Genomic DNA, 15,337 nt, shown 5'->3' with positions numbered 1-15,337 from the left:
GCCGGGTCGCCTGTGTTCTCAGCCCGCGCTGGCGCTGGGCGACGGCGCGGGACTGCCGGCCGGCGCCGCACCGGGCTCGCCGACGGTGACGCTCTGGACCAGCACCTGCGTCTTCGGCTTGACCTTGGCGCCGTTGCCATTGTCCACCGTCGGCATGGCGCCGATCTTCTCCACCACGTCGAGCCCGCCGGTGACCTTGCCGACCACCGAGTAGGCCGGCTTGGCCGGGCTGGCGTCCTTGAAGAAGATCAGGAACTGGCTGCCGTTGCTGCCGGGCGGGTTGCCGATCATGGCGACGGTGCCCTTCGGGTACGTCGCCGGCTGCCCGGGCGCCGGGGAGGCCGACGGGCTCGGCTCCGCCGCGGCCGGGACGTTCTCGTCGTAGAACGAGTAGGTCGGGCCGCCGAGGCCGGTGCCGGTCGGGTCACCGCAGCGCAGCGCGCCCTCGGCGGTGATCTCGTGGCAGGTGGTGTTGTCGAAGAACGACCGGCCGGCCAGGTAGCTCAGGCTCGCCGCGCCGCACGGCGCGTCGGTCTGGTCCAGCTCGACGGTGATCGGCCCACCCTGGTTGGTGGTGATCGTCATCGGGCGGGTGCCGGAGGTGGGCAGGCCGGTGGTGGGCGGCTCGCCGACGTCCTTGAGGTTGGTGTTGACCGCGCCGTCCTGCGCGGTCCAGAGGCAGACGTCGTCGGCGGCCTTCTTCTCCGGCTCGGAGTCGAACGCGCCGAGCGCCCAGGCGGAGCCGGCCACGATCAGCACGAGCACCACCGCGGCGCCCACGCCGGCCCGGATCTGCCGGCGCCGCTTCGCGGCCGCCGCCCGCCGGGCGAGCTGCCGGTCGAGCTTGGCGCGCGCCAGTTTGCGCTGCCGGTCCCTGCTGGAAGCCACGCGCGCTCCCCTTCCTCTGCCTGATCGCCGCCGGCGCCGGGCGCCGTCCGCCGTTCCGATCGGGGTGCGCCACGCCACACGCCCGCCAGAGTGTACGGGTAGCGACTGTGAATGTGGTGTACGAGGTCCCGCCGTCTCAGACCGGCCGGGGCGACGGGCCGGTGGCGGACGTAACCCGCTGGCCCCTGCGACTAGGCTGCAACCAGACGACGACCGGACGGAAAGGGGAGCGACGTGCTCGTGGCCGGCTTTCCCGCGGACGCCTTCGGCACCAACTGCTACGTGGTGGCGACCGGGCCGGGGGAGCAGTGCGTGGTGGTCGACCCCGGCATCGGGGTGCTCGACCGGCTCGACGCCGTGCTCGCCGAGCATCGCCTGCACCCGGCCGCCGTGCTGCTCACCCACGGCCACCTCGACCACACGTTCTCCGTCGCCCCGGTCTGCGGCGCGCGGGGCATCCCCGCCTACGTCCACCCGGACGACCGGGAGCTGCTGGCCGATCCGAGCAAGGCGCTGTCGATGGACCTGACCCAGCTGTTCGGCGGCCGGCTGCCGTACGCCGAACCGGACGACGTGGCCGAGCTGACCGACGGCGCGACGCTGTCGCTGGCCGGGTTGGAGATCACCGTCGACCACGCCCCCGGCCATACCGGCGGGTCGGTGCTGTTCCGGTTGCCCGGCGCCGGCTCGCCCTGGGAGGCGGAGCAGATCTGCCTCTCCGGTGACGTGCTGTTCGCCGGCTCGATCGGCCGTACCGACCTGCCGGGCGGCAGCATGCCCCGGATGCTGACCAGCCTGCGGGACAAGGTGCTCCCGCTGGCCGACGACACAGTCGTCCTGCCCGGCCACGGCCCCGCCACGACGATCGGCCGCGAGCGCGCGACCAACCCGTACCTCGTCGAGGTGGCGGGTACCGGCGGCGCGCGCCCGGCCGCGCCCACCCGCGGCCTCTGACCGCCGCGACCCACGACGTTCGCCCGCGCGCCGCGCGGGATCGAGGAGTACGCCATGAGCAAGCCCACGCCCATCTCCGGCTTTCCCGAGTGGACGCCGGCACAGCGGATGATCGAGCAGTTCGTGCTCGACCGGATCCGCGCCACGTTCGAGCTGTACGGCTTCGCGCCGCTGGAGACCCGCTCGGTGGAGCCGCTGGACCAGTTGCTGCGGAAGGGGGAGACCTCCAAGGAGGTCTACCTGCTGCGCCGGTTGCAGGCCGACACCGACGGGCCTGCCGGTGACGACGCGCTCGGTCTGCACTTCGACCTGACCGTGCCGTTCGCCCGCTACGTGCTGGAGAACGCCGGCAAGCTGCAGTTCCCGTTCCGCCGCTACCAGATCCAGAAGGTGTGGCGCGGTGAGCGCCCGCAGGAGGGCCGCTACCGCGAGTTCCTCCAGGCCGACATCGACATCGTCGACCGGGACACGCTGCCGGCCCACTACGAGGCCGAGATGCCGCTGGTCATCGGCGACGCGCTGCGGTCGTTGCCGATCCCGCCGGTGCGGATCCAGGTCAACAACCGCAAGATCTGCGAGGGCTTCTACCGGGGCATCGGGCTGACCGACGCGGAGGCGGCGCTGCGCGCCGTCGACAAGCTCGACAAGATCGGCCCGGCCGGTGTGACGGAGCTGCTGGCGAGCACCGCCGGGGCGAGCGAGGCGCAGGCCAAGGCCGTGCTGTCGCTGGCCGAGATCTCCGCGCCGGACGCCTCCTTCGCCGACGCGGTGCGCGGCCTCGGGGTGAGCGACCCGCTGCTGGACGAGGGCGTCGCGGAACTGGCCGCCGTGGTGGAGACCGCCGCCGCGCACGCGCCCGGCCTCTGCGTGGCCGACCTGCGCATCGCGCGGGGCCTGGACTACTACACGGGTACGGTCTACGAGACCCAGATGATCGGCTACGAGCGGTTCGGCTCGATCTGCTCCGGCGGCCGGTACGACAACCTGGCCAGCGCGGGCAACGTCCGGTTCCCCGGGGTGGGCATCTCGATCGGGGTGACCCGGCTGCTCGGCCTGCTGTTCGGCGCCGAGGCGCTGTCGGTGTCCCGTTCGGTGCCGACCTGCGTGCTGGTGGCGGTCACCGCCGAGGAGGACCGGGCGGCCAGTGACGCGGTCGCGGCGGCGCTGCGGTCGCGCGGCGTGCCGACCGAGGTGTCCCCGTCGGCGGCCAAGTTCGGCAAGCAGATCCGGTACGCCGAGCGGCGTGGCATCCCGTACGTCTGGTTCCCCGGCGCGGACGGCGACGAGGTCAAGGACATCCGTTCCGGCGAGCAGGTGCCCGCCGCGGCGGGGGAGTGGACGCCGCCCCGGGCGGACCTGAAGCCGCTGGTCGGCCCGGCCGGCACTGGCGTCTGACGGCGTTTCGACCTACGGTGGCGTAAGTTACGCCACCGTAGGGAGAACGTCGTGACCGTGCTCAGCCAGACCGCTCTGCTCACCGAACTCGAGCCGGTGGTCGAGAAGAACCTCGACCGCCATCTGTCGCTGGCCAAGGAGTGGTTCCCGCACGAGTACGTGCCGTGGAGCGAGGGCCGCACCTTCGACGGGCCGTTGGGCGGCGAGGCCTGGTCGCCGGAGGACTCGACGCTGCCCGAGGTGGCGCGTACCGCGCTGATCGTCAACCTGCTCACCGAGGACAACCTGCCGTCGTACCACCACGAGATCGCCACCCTGTTCGGGCGCGACGGCGCGTGGGGCACCTGGGTGCACCGGTGGACCGCCGAGGAGGGGCGGCACGGCACGGCGATCCGCGACTACCTCACGGTGACCCGGGCGGTGGATCCGGTGGCGCTGGAGCGGGCCCGCATGGTGCACATGTCGGCCGGTTACCAGAACGTCCACGACCAGGAGATGCTGCACTCGCTGGCGTACGTGTCGTTCCAGGAGCTGGCGACCCGCATCTCGCACCGCAACACGGGCCGGGCCACCGGTGACCCGACGTGCGAGGCGCTGCTGGCGCGGGTGGCCGCGGACGAGAACCTGCACATGGTCTTCTACCGCAACCTGCTCGGCGCGGCGTTCGAGCTGGCGCCGTCGCAGGCGATGCGTGCCGTCGCGGACGTGCTCGCCAACTTCCAGATGCCGGGTGTCGGCATCGACGGCTTCGCCCGCAAGTCGGTGGCGATCGCGCTGGCCGGGATCTACGACCTGCGCCAGCACCGTGACGAGGTGGTGATGCCGGTGCTGCGCCAGTGGAACCTGTTCGACGTGACCGGCCTGAACCCCGACGGCGAGGCTGCCCGCGATCAGATCGCCGCCCACCTGGACACCCTGGAGACCCAGGCGTCCCGCTTCGAGGAGCGCCGAGCCGCCCGAGCCGCCCGCGTCGCCGCCACCACGGCCTGAACCCCGCCCTCTCCCGCGCGATCTTGCACGTACGGCCCCCGCACATGCCGCGAAACCGCCGCCGCGGGGGGCCGTGACTGCAAGATCTCGCCGAGAACGAGCGGCGCGGTCAGGGGAGGGGGAAGATCAGGCAGGTCGAGGTGGCGTGGGCTACCAGGCGGTTGGCCGGGTCCGTCAGGCGGGCCTCGGCCAGGGCGGTACGGCGGCCGCGCTGCACCACGGTGCCCTCGCAGCGCAGCGTGCCGGTGTCGACCGTCACCGGGCGCAGGAACTTCACGTTGAGGTCCAGCGACGTGTAGCCGACGCCGGCCGGCAGCGTGGTGTGCACGGCGCACGCCGCGGCGGTGTCCAGCAGTGTGGAGAGGACGCCGCCGTGCACGGTGCCGAGCGGGTTGTAGTGGAACTCCTGCGGCAGCAGCTCGACCGCGACCCGCCCCTCCTCGGCCTCCATCCGGGACATGTCGACGAGGTGCATGATCGGCGGCGCGTCCAGCTCGCCGGCGATCATCGCCCGCATCAGCTCCAGGCCGCTGCGCCGGCCCAGGTGCGCGGCGCCGGCCGCCGGGTCGGACCAGGTGAACGTGCGGGTGCGCTCCTGCGTCTGTGTCATGGACTCAGCCTCGCAGCGCGTTGCTGAGTCTGTCAATGAGACCTAGCCTGTCGGCATGAGACCCGCGGCACTGGACTGGTCGGTGGAGAACTGCACCATCGCGCGCGCCATGGAGATCCTCGGCGAGCGGTGGACCCTCGTCGTGCTCCGCGAGGTCTTCAACGGCGTACGCCGGTTCGACGACATGCGGGTGCGCACCGGCATCCCGCGTCAGGTGCTCACCAACCGGCTCGCCATGCTCGTCGAGCGCGGTGTGCTGCGCCGTGAGCCGTACCGGGAACCGGGCAGCCGGCCGCGCCACGAGTACCGGCTCACCGGGATGGGCCTGGACCTCTGGCCGGTGCTCGTCGCGGTGCTCGGGTGGGGCGACCGCTACCTGGCCGACCCGGAGGGCTCGCCGCTGAGCGTCGCGCACCGCGACTGCGGCGCCGAGGTCCGGGTCACGTTGCGCTGCGCCGAGGGGCACGAGATCACCGAGGCGCGCGACGTGCTGCCCCGCCCGGGCCCGGGGGCCCGCCGCCGCAACCCCTGACCGGCTCTGACAGATGGTGTCGATGTTGTTGCTCCGGCGTTACATCGGGCGCCGGTGCGAATCCGGGCAAAGCCATGTCTTGTTTACGATCTTAAATGTGTGAATACTTTGGGCACCCGGGCGGTTTCCCCAGGTCGCCCGGGTTGTCCTCGGGCGCGCCCCCATGACAGCGCCCGTTCACCCCCATTCGGAGGTTGTTACATGCGACCCACGAGGTCCACGCTCCGCCGCGCCGCCGCAGTAGCCGTCGCCGGCACCCTGGTCACCGGCTCGCTGCTCGGCGCACCCGCGCAGGCCGCCCCCACGGCCCTCTCGCCGGACGCCGCCGCCACTCTCGTCGAGAAGCTCGGTGCCCGCGCGGCCGGCACGTACGCCGACGCCAGCGGCAAGATGGTCGTCACGGTGACCGACACCGCCACCGCTCGTCAGGTGCGCGCCGCCGGCGCCATCCCGAAGATCGTGGCGCGCGGCGCGGACAAGCTCAACGCCGCCACCAGCGAGCTGGAGCGCTCCGCGAAGATCCCCGGCACCGCCTGGTGGACCGACCCGGCCACGAACCAGGTCGTCGTCTCCGTCGACAGCACCGTCACCGGCGCCAAGCTGGAGCGGGTCAAGGCCGCCGCCGCCCGGCACAACGGCGCGATCCGCATCGAGGCCGAGGCCGGCGTGCTGAGCACCCGGATCTCCGGCGGCCAGGCGATCTACGCCGGCGGCGGTGGCCGCTGCTCGCTCGGGTTCAACGTCCGCAGCGGCTCGACCTACTACTTCCTCACCGCGGGGCACTGCACCAACATCTCGTCGAGCTGGTACAGCAACTCCGCGCAGACCAGCCTGCTCGGCACCCGGACCGGCACCAGCTTCCCGGGCAACGACTACGGCATCGTCCGGCACAACAACTCGGCCAACGCGGCCGGCAACGTGTCGCTCTACAACGGCACCTTCCAGGACATCACCTCGGCGGGCAACGCGTACGTCGGCCAGTCCGTCCGTCGTTCCGGCAGCACCACCGGCCTGCGCAGCGGCAGCGTCAGCGCGCTGAACGCGACCGTGAACTACGCCGAGGGCAGCGTCTCCGGCCTCATCCGCACCAACGTCTGCGCCGAGCCGGGCGACAGCGGCGGCTCGCTGTTCGCCGGCACCGTCGCGCTCGGCCTCACCTCCGGTGGTAGCGGCAACTGCCGCACCGGTGGCACCACCTACTTCCAGCCGGTCACCGAGGCCCTCAGCCGCTACGGCGTGAGCGTCTTCTGATCCACGCACCGCTGTGAACGGGCCGCCGGGAGACCGGCGGCCAGTTCCGCGTACCCATCAGGTGCCTGCCCCGAGGCGGCCCGGACCGACCGGCGGCCCGTCCGGGCGCGGCGGCTCCGCCGGCCGGGCCGTCCAGTGCCGGTGGGCCCGCCGGGCGGACAGCACCGCGGCCAGCGGCCAGAGCGTGACCGCGAGCGCGGCCACCCGCTCGGCCAGCCCGGTCCGGGAGCCGCCGGTCACCTCGGCCACCGACCAGCCGAACAACGCCAGCAACACGGCCGTGACGGCCAGCGCCACCGGCCGGCGGAACGCCCACGGCGGCCGGCCCGCCGGAGAGGCGGCCACCTCGCGTGGCACCCTGCGGGGCAGGCGCAGCGCCGTCCCGGCCGGCCACAGCGACAGCGCGAGCACCGCCACCGTGGCCACCACGCCGTGCGCCGGGGAGCCGCCCACCTGCGGGCGGGGGAACGCGATGAGCGCGACGGTGGACACCCCGCCGACCGCGAGAAGGAAGCGGCTGGGCAGCCCGGCGGCGTGCAGCGCGGCGGCGGTGGCGCAGTAGCAGCAGCCGAGCAGCACCAGCGCGCCGCCCATCAGCCACGGATCGGTGGCACCCTCGCCGGCCAGCTCGCTGATCGTGTCCCGCACCGGGTCGTACCCCGGCCCCTGGCGGGCACCCGCCACCGTCCAGCCCGCCACCAGCAGCGCGGGCGCGGCGGCCGCGGTGGCCACGGCCCAGCTCGGTACGGCACGCACCCGGTCACGGTAACCGCCGGTGACGCCCTCCACCGGGGTTTGTCGCGCTCCCGGAGAGACCCGGCTCGACGGGTGCCCGGGAGCGGGCCCGCCCGCCCTGACAGAATGCGGGGGAGCAGTGAGTGGACCAGATTGAGGAGACGCCAGCCGTGATCCGTACCCACAATGCCGGAAGCCTGCGCGCCGCGGACGCCGGCTCGACGGTGACGCTCGCCGGGTGGGTGGCCCGCCGGCGCGACCACGGCGGTGTCATCTTCGTCGACCTGCGCGACGCCTCCGGCGTCGTGCAGGTGGTTTTCCGCGAGGAGGACGCGCACGCGCTGCGTAACGAGTTCTGCGTCAAGGTCACCGGCGAGGTGACCCGCCGCCCGGAGGGCAACGAGAACCCGGACCTGCCCACCGGCGAGGTCGAGGTGACCGCGTCCGAGCTGGAGGTGCTCTCCGAGGCCGCCCCGCTGCCGCTGCCGGTGGACGACCAGATCGAGGCCGGCGACGACATCCGGCTCAAGTACCGCTACCTGGACCTGCGCCGGGGCGGCCCGGCCAAGGCCATGCGGCTGCGCTCGCGGGCCAACCAGATCGCCCGCGGCGTGCTGCACGAGCGCGACTTCCTGGAGATCGAGACGCCGACGCTGACCCGCTCCACCCCGGAGGGCGCCCGCGACTTCCTGGTGCCGGTGCGGCTGCAGCCGGGTAGCTGGTACGCGCTGCCGCAGTCGCCGCAGCTGTTCAAGCAGCTGCTGATGGTCGGCGGCATGGAGCGGTACTACCAGATCGCCCGCTGCTACCGCGACGAGGACTTCCGCGCCGACCGGCAGCCGGAGTTCACCCAGCTCGACATCGAGATGTCGTTCGTCACCGAGGACGACGTGATCGACCTCGGCGAGGCGATCGTCTCGGCGCTGTGGAAGGACCTCGCCGGCTACGAGATCGCCCGGCCGATCCCGCGCATCACCTGGCACGACGCCATGTCCCGCTACGGCTCGGACAAGCCGGACCTGCGTTACGGCGTGGAGCTGACCGAGCTGACCGAGTACCTGCGCGGCACCGAGTTCCGGGTGTTCGCCGGCGCGATCGACGCGGGCGGCTACGTGGGCGCGGTGGTCATGCCCGGCGGCGCGTCGCAGACCCGCAAGGAGCTGGACGGCTGGCAGGACTGGGCCAAGGCGCGCGGCGCGCGCGGCCTGGCGTACGTGGTGCTGGACGCCGAGACCGGCGAGGCACGCGGCCCGGTGGCGAAGAACCTGTCCGAGGCGCACCTGGCCGGCCTGGCCGACGCGGTCGGCGCGAAGCCGGGCGACGCGGTCTTCTTCGCCGCGAGCACGAACATCCGCGAGGCGCAGGAGCTGCTCGGTGCGGCCCGGATCGAGATCGCCAAGCGGGCGAACCTGATCGACGAGAGCGCCTGGGCGTTCTGCTGGGTGGTCGACGCGCCCATGTTCGAGAAGACGGACGAGGGTGGCTGGACCGCCGTGCACCACCCGTTCACCTCGCCGAACGCCGAGTGGGTGGACCGGTTCGAGGAGGCACCGGACCGGGCGCTCGCCTACGCGTACGACATCGTCTGCAACGGCAACGAGATCGGCGGCGGCTCGATCCGTATCCACCGCGGCGACGTGCAGCAGCGGGTGTTCGACCTGCTCGGCATCACCGCCGACGAGGCGCAGGACAAGTTCGGCTTCCTGCTGGAGGCGTTCAAGTACGGCGCCCCGCCGCACGGCGGCATCGCGTTCGGCTGGGACCGGGTCTGCATGCTGCTGGCCGGCGCGGACTCGATCCGCGAGGTCATCGCGTTCCCGAAGACCCGGGGCGGCTTCGACCCGCTGACCGGCGCGCCCACCCCGATCACCGGGCAGCAGCGCGCCGAGGCCGGCATCGACGCCAAGCCGAAGCCTCCGGCCGGTGCGCACGCCGGCACCGCCGGTCCGGCCGCCCCGGTGGCCGACCCCACCTGATCCTCGCCTCGTCGAAAGGCCCGCGTCATGATGACGCGGGCCTTTTCGATCTTCCAGGGGGACTGATGCGTCTGCTCGTGGTGGGAGCCAGCGGCTTCCTCGGCGCCGAGGTGTGCCGGCAGGCGGTCGCCGCCGGGCACCGGGTGGCCGGCACGTACCACTCGACCGCCGTCGCGGTGCCCGGCGTCGCGCCGCACCGGCTCGACGTGACCGACCGCGCCGCCGTGCGTGAGCTGCTGACCCGGGTACGCCCCGACGCTGTCGTCGCCACCCCCTACCGGTACGACGACTGGGCGGTCACGGCGGACGGGGCGGCCCACATCGCGGTCGCCGCCGCCGAGGTGGGTGCCCGGCTGGTGCACCTGTCCAGCGACGCGCTGCACGCCGGGCGTCCGAAGCCGTACGCGGACGCGGACGTGCCCACGCCGCTGCACCCGTACGGGGCGGCGAAGGCGGCGGCGGAGACGGCGGTGCGGGCGGTGGACCCGGGCGCGGCGCTGGTGCGGACGTCGCTGATCGTGGGGGAGGGCAGCAAGCAGATCCAGCTCTGCCGGGACGCCCTCGCGGGGCGGGCCACGCTGTTCACCGACGAGCTGCGCTGCCCGGTGCACGTGGCCGACCTCGCCGCCGCGGTGCTGGAGCTGGTGCCGGGCGACTACGCCGGGCTGCTCAACGTGGCCGGGCCGGACGCGGTGAGCCGCGCCGAGCTGGGTCTGCTGGTGGCCCGGCACGACGGGGCGGACGCGGGCGGGCTGCGGACGACCACCATCGCCGCCGCCGGGCTGCACCGGCCGGGCGAGGTGGTGCTGGACTCCACCCGTGCGGCGGGGATGCTGCGGACCCGGCTGCGGGGCGTCGCCGAACTGTACGGCTAGGTGCACAGATTCTTTGCAAGCATCTTGTGCATGGAAAGTGTGCACAGATATTGTGCATCTCATGGAGGAGAACAAGGAACGCGCCGTACGCATCGACCACCGCCAGGTCCGCACGCTGGCCCAGCCGCTGCGCATGCGCCTGATCGGGGCGCTGCGCGTGGTGGGCCCGTCCACCGCCACCGCCCTGGCCGAGATGCTCGGCACCAACAGCGGCGCGACCAGCTACCACCTGCGCCAACTCGCCGAGGTCGGGCTCGTGGTCGAGGATCCCGACCTCGGCACCGGCCGGCAGCGCTACTGGCGGGCCGCGCACGACGTCACCAGCTGGGAATCCAGCGACTTCGACGACGACCCCGACTCGCGGGCCGCCATCGAGTGGCTGGAAGCCGACTACGTCCGGTTCTTCGCCGGGCACGCCGAACGCTGGTTCGCCCAGCGGCACCAGTGGGAGCCGGCCTGGCGCGACGCGTTCGGCATGGGCGACTTCTTCATGCGCATCCCGGTCTCCCGCCTCGAAGCGATCAAGGAAGAGGTCTTCGCGCTCTTCGAGCGGCACCGCGACGAGACCGACCCGGACGACCCCGACGCCGAGACGGTCCAGCTCTACCTCGCCGCCCTCCCGATGGACGCGGCGTTCCCGCGGCCCACCCCGCCGTCCACCGAGGAGAAGCCGTGACCACGCTGTCCGTACGCCAGATCCGGTTGCGCTACCTCACGCTGTACGGCCTGCGCTGGCTGCCCAGCGGCCTGCTCATGCCGGTGATGATCCTGCTGATGCAGGAGCGCGGGCTCACGCTCTCCCAGATCGGCCTGGTCGCCACCGCGCAGGGCCTCGTCGTGCTGGCGCTGGAACTGCCCACCGGCGGCTTCGCCGACGCGCTCGGCCGCAAACCGGTGCTGGTCGCCGCCTGGGTGCTCGGCCTCGGCTCGCTGGCGCTGATGGCGGTGGCCGACTCGTTCTGGATGTTCTTCCTGGTCTGGGCCTTGCAGGGCGTCTACCGGGCGCTCGACAGCGGCCCGATGGAATCCTGGTACGTCGACGCCACGCTCGCCGTCGACCCGAAGGCCGAGTACGAGCGCGGCCTCGGCTGGGCCGGCACCGTGATCGGTATCGCGATCGGCGCGGGCGCGCTGCTCAGCGGCGGCCTGGTCGCGCTCGGCCCGGTCGGCCCGGTCAGCGCGCTGGCCCTGCCGGTGATCGTCGCCGCCGTGCTCCAGGCCGTCTCCATCGTGGCGCTGCTGGCGCTGATGGCGGAGCGGCGGCCCGCGTCCGGCCCGGCCGCGCTGCGCGCCTCGGTGGTCGACGCGCCCCGCATGGTCGGGCAGGCCGTCGGGCTGCTGCGCCGCAACCGGGTGCTGGCGGCCCTGGTCGCCGTCGAGCTGTTCTGGGGCTTCGGCATGGTCACCTTCGAGTCGCTGCTCCCGGTGCGCCTCGCCGAGGTGCTCGGTGACCCGGACCGCGCGGCGGCACTGCTCGGCCCGGCCGGCACGGCGGCCTGGCTCGCCAACGCCGCCGGTGCCGCGCTCACCCCGTTCCTGCTGCGCCACCTCGGCGCCGCCCCGGCCGCCGCGCTGATGCGCATCCTCCAGGGCGTGACGGTGGTCGGCATGGGCCTGCTGGCCGGTCCGGTCGGCATCCTCATCGCGTACCTGGCCTGCTACGCCGTGCACGGCGCGTCGAATCCGCTGCACATGGGACTGTTGCACCGGCAGGTCGACGGCCCGTACCGGACCAGCGTGCTGTCGCTCAACTCGATGGCCGCCCAGCCGGCCGGCGCGCTCGGCGCGGTGACGCTGACCGCGCTGGCCGACGCCACGAGCGTCAGCACCGCCATGATCGTCGGCGGCGTCGTGCTCGCCGTGGCCGCGCCGCTCTACCTGCCGGCCTGGCGCGCCGCCCGCCGTACCCCGGATGTCACCGTGGAACCGGAGTCGACGGTAGGCGGCCCCGGCCACGCCGGCCCGCCCCTCGACACGGCCCCCGCAATGGCCGCCCCCGCCCCCGCCGGCCGCGACTGACCTCCGCGCCCGAAACGGACGAGATCTTGGTACGAGAGGGCCCCTATGAGGGCCGTTTCGTACCAAGATCTCGCGCGCTTGGGGGCGGCGCGTGTCAGGCGAGCGTGACGGAGGTGCGGCGTTCGGCGGCGGTGAAGCCGAGCCGGCGGTACAGCCGGATCGCGCCCACGTTGTCCGGGTAGACGCCCAGCGCCACGGCGTCGTACCGGCCGAACAGGGCGCACGTCATCCCGGCGGTCAGCGCCGCGCCCAGCCCTCGGCCGCGATGACCCGGTGCGACCGTCAACCCGGCCAGGAACCCGATGTCGCCGCGGCTGCGATCGGCGCCGCAGGCGAGCAGGCGGTCACCGTCGCGGATGCCGTACCAGTCGGCGATGCCCGGCTCACCCGGCCGGGAGGTGGTGGCCGGGAACGCCTCCTCGATCAGCGCGGCCAGCGCGGGGTGGTCGGCAGCGGTGAGGCGTACCACCCGCGACTGCTCCGGCTGGTGCGGCGGCGGCGCGGTGGTCCAGAGGAAGTCCCACTCGATCAGCCGGGCCACCGGCAGCCGCGCGGCCACCTCGTCCGGATCGGCACGGGACAGGTTGATCGACTGACCGGCCCGCAGCGTCCCGTCCGCCCGGTGGGCGGCGAAGACGTCGAGCGCCGGGCCGGGTGCGCCGACCGCGCCGCCGGCCGACCACTCGCCCGGCGGGAGCAGCCATCCGACCGTGCCGGCGTGCCGCCATCCGCGCGCGGCCTGGTCGCGCCGCAGCGCGTGCCGGGCGTACGGGTGGTGGCCGGCCGCGTCGAGCAGCGCGTCCCGCCCGGTCAGCGATTCGTCGACCGTGATCATTCCGCCAGCGTACGAGCATCCCCGCTGGTACCGACGGCCGAGACACCGCCTGTTCCACGGTGGAGATTGACGAACAGACCGATTGGGTACATCCGTCGCCGACCTGCTGGGAACCCCCACCGGAGGAACGACATGCTCGCCATTCTCGCGGCCATCGTGTTCGGTTTCGCGCTGCTGCTCGACTTCATGAACACCGACCTCGGCGCCCCCGATCTGTTCAGCACCTCGACCCTCATGCTCATCGGCTTCCTGCTGCTCTCGCTCTACCTGGCCGGTGTCGGCTCCGGCCCGCGCGGCGGCGGTGGCGGCCGGTGGTACCGGGGCCGGCGGCCGGGTCGCGGCTGACCGGAAAAGACCACCCCGGGCCGGGGCGGCGGCGCGATTCCGGCGTCGTCGGCCCGGCCCGGTACTGTCTTCGTGATGGAATCGGACGCCCTCTTCAGCCTCGGCGAGCCGGCCGGCGCACCCGCGGGCGCGGGCGGCGCCGACGGCTTCACCGACGCCCGGGCGGATTCGCCCCTGCCGGTGCGGATGCGCCCGGCGGGCATCGACGAGCTGGTCGGGCAGGAACACCTGCTCGCGCCGGGAGCGCCGCTGCGGCAGCTGGTCGAGGGCGCGGCGCCGATGTCGGTGATCCTCTGGGGTCCGCCGGGCAGCGGCAAGACCACCATCGCCCACCTCGTGGCCCGGGCCACCGACCGGCGGTTCGTGGCGATGTCCGCGCTCACCGCGGGCGTGAAGGACGTCCGCGCCGTGATCGACACCGCCCGTCGGCAACGCCGGTCCGGCGGCCCGCCGACTGTGCTGTTCATCGACGAGGTGCACCGGTTCAGCAAGACCCAGCAGGACTCGCTTCTCGCCGCGGTCGAGGACCGTACCGTCACGCTGCTGGCGGCGACCACGGAGAACCCGTACTTCTCGGTCATCTCGCCCTTGCTGTCGCGCTGCGTGCTGCTCACCCTTCAGGCCCTCGACGACGACGACGTCCGCGGCCTGCTGCGCCGCGCGGTGGCCGACGAGCGCGGACTCGGCGGCGCGCTGGTCCTGGCCGAGGAGGCGGAGGACCACCTGGTCCGGCTCGCCGGGGGCGACGTACGCAAGGCGCTCACCGCGCTGGAGGCGGCCGCTGCCACGGCGACCGCGCTCGGCACCGGCCGGATCGACCTGGCGGTGGCCGAACAGGCGGTCGACGTGGCGGCGGTGCGCTACGACCGCGACGGCGACGCCCACTACGACGTGACGAGCGCGTTCATCAAGAGCATGCGCGGCTCGGACGTGGACGCGGCACTGCACTGGCTGGCCCGGATGGTGGTGGCCGGCGAGGACGCCCGGTTCATCGCCCGCCGGCTGGTGATCTTCGCCAGTGAGGACGTCGGCATGGCCGATCCCACCGCGCTGACAGTGGCCACCGCGGCCGCCCACGCGGTCGAGTACGTGGGCCTGCCCGAGGCGCAGCTCAACCTGGCCCAGGCGGTCATCCACCTGGCCACCGCGCCGAAGTCGAACTCGGCCACCACAGCGATCGGCGCCGCCGTCGCCGACGTACGCGCGGGCCGGGGCGGTCCGGTGCCGCGCGGGCTGCGCGACGCCCACTACTCCGGCGCGCGGGGCCTCGGCCACGGCGCCGGCTACCGCTACCCGCACGACGACCACCGGGGGGTGGTCACGCAGCAGTACGCTCCGGACGACCTCGTCGGCACCGACTACTACCAGCCCAGCGGGCACGGCGCGGAGCGGGCGGTGGCCACCCGGCTGCCGCTGCTGCGCCGGATCGTACGCGGGCTGCCGGCTCCGGCGACCCGGGCGGAGGCCGGCGCCCCGGCCGCCGCGAACGGGGCCCGGGTGGGGGGCGGCGAGCAGGCCAGCGGGGCGAGTGAGGGCGGCAGCGACGCCGCCGAGGGGGGTCAGTAGTGATGGCGCGTGGTCCGGAGCGGCCGGCGGACGGCCCCGACGAGCGGCGCGACCCGCGGGGTAAGGGCCGCCGGTGGGGACGTGGCCGGGCCGAGCCCGAGCTGGACCCGACCGTCGTCGGCGAGGAACTCGGCTGGATCGACGACCTGCGCACCGCCAAGCACCAGGGCGGAGAACTCGGACCGGACGGTGACGTCCCGGCGCCGCACCCCGGTGCCGACCCGTCCTGGCCGGCCGCCGAACCGCGCCGCCCGGCCGCCGCGCCGGGTCCCGCCCCCGGCATGCCGCCCGCCGGCCGACCGGCGTCGCCGCCCACGGCACCGGGCCCACAGCCGCCCGCGGCCGGTCAACCGGTTGCGCCTCCCC

The 15,337-nt window shown here is 73.7% G+C and carries 15 protein-coding genes and 1 pseudogene; 12 read left to right on the top strand and 4 right to left on the bottom strand.

Annotated features, from left to right (window positions below):
• Positions 1-18 precede the first annotated feature (18 nt).
• The gene (locus tag ACPCK6_RS00080; RefSeq protein WP_318333455.1) at positions 19-888 is read right to left on the bottom strand and encodes a peptidylprolyl isomerase; all 870 of its coding nucleotides are present in this window, start codon (positions 886-888) and stop codon (positions 19-21) included.
• 234 nt (positions 889-1,122) lie between these two features.
• Between ACPCK6_RS00080 and ACPCK6_RS00075 the strand changes: the two genes are divergently transcribed.
• Genes ACPCK6_RS00075 through ACPCK6_RS00065 form a run of 3 tightly spaced genes read left to right on the top strand, consistent with a single transcriptional unit; the run spans position 1,123 to position 4,227 of the window.
• The gene (locus ACPCK6_RS00075; RefSeq protein WP_302906106.1) at positions 1,123-1,842 is read left to right on the top strand and encodes an MBL fold metallo-hydrolase; all 720 of its coding nucleotides are present in this window, start codon (positions 1,123-1,125) and stop codon (positions 1,840-1,842) included.
• A gap of 54 nt (positions 1,843-1,896) precedes the next feature.
• A complete protein-coding gene (hisS, locus tag ACPCK6_RS00070) occupies positions 1,897-3,237 on the top strand; it encodes a histidine--tRNA ligase (RefSeq protein WP_396880488.1) in 1,341 nt (446 codons plus the stop codon).
• 51 nt (positions 3,238-3,288) lie between these two features.
• On the top strand, positions 3,289-4,227 hold the full coding sequence (locus ACPCK6_RS00065; RefSeq protein WP_396880487.1) for an acyl-ACP desaturase: 939 nt from the start codon (positions 3,289-3,291) through the stop codon (positions 4,225-4,227).
• A gap of 109 nt (positions 4,228-4,336) precedes the next feature.
• On the opposite strand, the gene ACPCK6_RS00060 is transcribed toward ACPCK6_RS00065, so the two are convergent.
• On the bottom strand, positions 4,337-4,837 hold the full coding sequence (locus ACPCK6_RS00060) for a PaaI family thioesterase (protein ID WP_318333458.1): 501 nt from the start codon (positions 4,835-4,837) through the stop codon (positions 4,337-4,339).
• Between the two features lie 55 nt (positions 4,838-4,892).
• Here ACPCK6_RS00060 and ACPCK6_RS00055 point away from each other — a divergent pair, with 55 nt between their 5' ends.
• A complete protein-coding gene (locus ACPCK6_RS00055) occupies positions 4,893-5,369 on the top strand; it encodes a winged helix-turn-helix transcriptional regulator (protein ID WP_396880486.1) in 477 nt (158 codons plus the stop codon).
• Positions 5,370-5,570: 201 nt separating this feature from the next.
• A complete protein-coding gene (locus ACPCK6_RS00050) occupies positions 5,571-6,620 on the top strand; it encodes a S1 family peptidase (protein WP_396880485.1) in 1,050 nt (349 codons plus the stop codon).
• Positions 6,621-6,677: 57 nt separating this feature from the next.
• On the opposite strand, the gene ACPCK6_RS00045 is transcribed toward ACPCK6_RS00050, so the two are convergent.
• Positions 6,678-7,376, bottom strand: a complete 699-nt coding sequence (locus ACPCK6_RS00045; RefSeq protein WP_318333461.1) for a DUF998 domain-containing protein — start codon at positions 7,374-7,376, stop codon at positions 6,678-6,680.
• Positions 7,377-7,525: 149 nt separating this feature from the next.
• Here ACPCK6_RS00045 and aspS point away from each other — a divergent pair, with 149 nt between their 5' ends.
• The 4 genes from aspS to ACPCK6_RS00025 all read left to right on the top strand — a co-directional run bounded on the left by aspS (position 7,526) and on the right by ACPCK6_RS00025 (position 12,225).
• Positions 7,526-9,331: an aspartate--tRNA ligase gene (gene aspS, locus ACPCK6_RS00040; protein WP_423480064.1), complete on the top strand. Its 1,806-nt coding sequence runs from the start codon at positions 7,526-7,528 to the stop codon at positions 9,329-9,331.
• Positions 9,332-9,396: 65 nt separating this feature from the next.
• Entirely contained in the window at positions 9,397-10,206 is an 810-nt protein-coding gene (locus ACPCK6_RS00035; RefSeq protein WP_423479961.1) for an SDR family oxidoreductase, read from the top strand.
• Between the two features lie 61 nt (positions 10,207-10,267).
• A complete protein-coding gene (locus ACPCK6_RS00030; protein WP_423479960.1) occupies positions 10,268-10,882 on the top strand; it encodes an ArsR/SmtB family transcription factor in 615 nt (204 codons plus the stop codon).
• Positions 10,879-12,225, top strand: a complete 1,347-nt coding sequence (locus tag ACPCK6_RS00025) for an MFS transporter (protein WP_423479959.1) — start codon at positions 10,879-10,881, stop codon at positions 12,223-12,225. Before ACPCK6_RS00030 ends, ACPCK6_RS00025 begins: the two co-directional genes overlap by 4 nt.
• A gap of 94 nt (positions 12,226-12,319) precedes the next feature.
• On the opposite strand, the gene ACPCK6_RS00020 is transcribed toward ACPCK6_RS00025, so the two are convergent.
• Positions 12,320-13,060, bottom strand: coding sequence for a GNAT family N-acetyltransferase (locus ACPCK6_RS00020; protein ID WP_423479958.1), 741 nt, complete (start codon positions 13,058-13,060; stop codon positions 12,320-12,322).
• 132 nt (positions 13,061-13,192) lie between these two features.
• Between ACPCK6_RS00020 and ACPCK6_RS00015 the strand changes: the two genes are divergently transcribed.
• The 3 genes and pseudogenes from ACPCK6_RS00015 to ACPCK6_RS00005 all read left to right on the top strand — a co-directional run.
• Entirely contained in the window at positions 13,193-13,405 is a 213-nt protein-coding gene (locus tag ACPCK6_RS00015; RefSeq protein ID WP_018785054.1) for a hypothetical protein, read from the top strand.
• Between the two features lie 75 nt (positions 13,406-13,480).
• The gene (locus ACPCK6_RS00010) at positions 13,481-14,971 is read left to right on the top strand and encodes a replication-associated recombination protein A (protein ID WP_396880479.1); all 1,491 of its coding nucleotides are present in this window, start codon (positions 13,481-13,483) and stop codon (positions 14,969-14,971) included.
• Between the two features lie 2 nt (positions 14,972-14,973).
• A pseudogene (locus ACPCK6_RS00005) lies at positions 14,974-15,337 on the top strand (hypothetical protein); the annotation flags it as partial.

The sequence above is a fragment of the Micromonospora sp. AB353 genome, from assembly GCF_049538395.1.
GTDB classification, from domain to species: Bacteria; Actinomycetota; Actinomycetes; order Mycobacteriales; family Micromonosporaceae; genus Micromonospora; species Micromonospora aurantiaca.
Note: the sequence above shows the minus strand (reverse complement) of the source record. Positions and strands in the feature narration are given on the sequence as shown.

Excerpts from the sequence above, each read along its gene's own strand:
- ACPCK6_RS00020 (WP_423479958.1), bottom strand. The coding sequence starts at position 13,060 with ATGATCACGGTCGACGAATCGCTGACCGGGCGGGACGCGCTGCTCGAC.
- ACPCK6_RS00055 (WP_396880486.1), top strand. The coding sequence starts at position 4,893 with ATGAGACCCGCGGCACTGGACTGGTCGGTGGAGAACTGCACCATCGCG.
- ACPCK6_RS00035 (WP_423479961.1), top strand. The coding sequence starts at position 9,397 with ATGCGTCTGCTCGTGGTGGGAGCCAGCGGCTTCCTCGGCGCCGAGGTG.
- hisS (WP_396880488.1), top strand. The coding sequence starts at position 1,897 with ATGAGCAAGCCCACGCCCATCTCCGGCTTTCCCGAGTGGACGCCGGCA.
- ACPCK6_RS00030 (WP_423479960.1), top strand. The coding sequence starts at position 10,268 with ATGGAGGAGAACAAGGAACGCGCCGTACGCATCGACCACCGCCAGGTC.
- ACPCK6_RS00060 (WP_318333458.1), bottom strand. The coding sequence starts at position 4,837 with ATGACACAGACGCAGGAGCGCACCCGCACGTTCACCTGGTCCGACCCG.
- ACPCK6_RS00050 (WP_396880485.1), top strand. The coding sequence starts at position 5,571 with ATGCGACCCACGAGGTCCACGCTCCGCCGCGCCGCCGCAGTAGCCGTC.
- ACPCK6_RS00010 (WP_396880479.1), top strand. The coding sequence starts at position 13,481 with ATGGAATCGGACGCCCTCTTCAGCCTCGGCGAGCCGGCCGGCGCACCC.
- ACPCK6_RS00015 (WP_018785054.1), top strand. The coding sequence starts at position 13,193 with ATGCTCGCCATTCTCGCGGCCATCGTGTTCGGTTTCGCGCTGCTGCTC.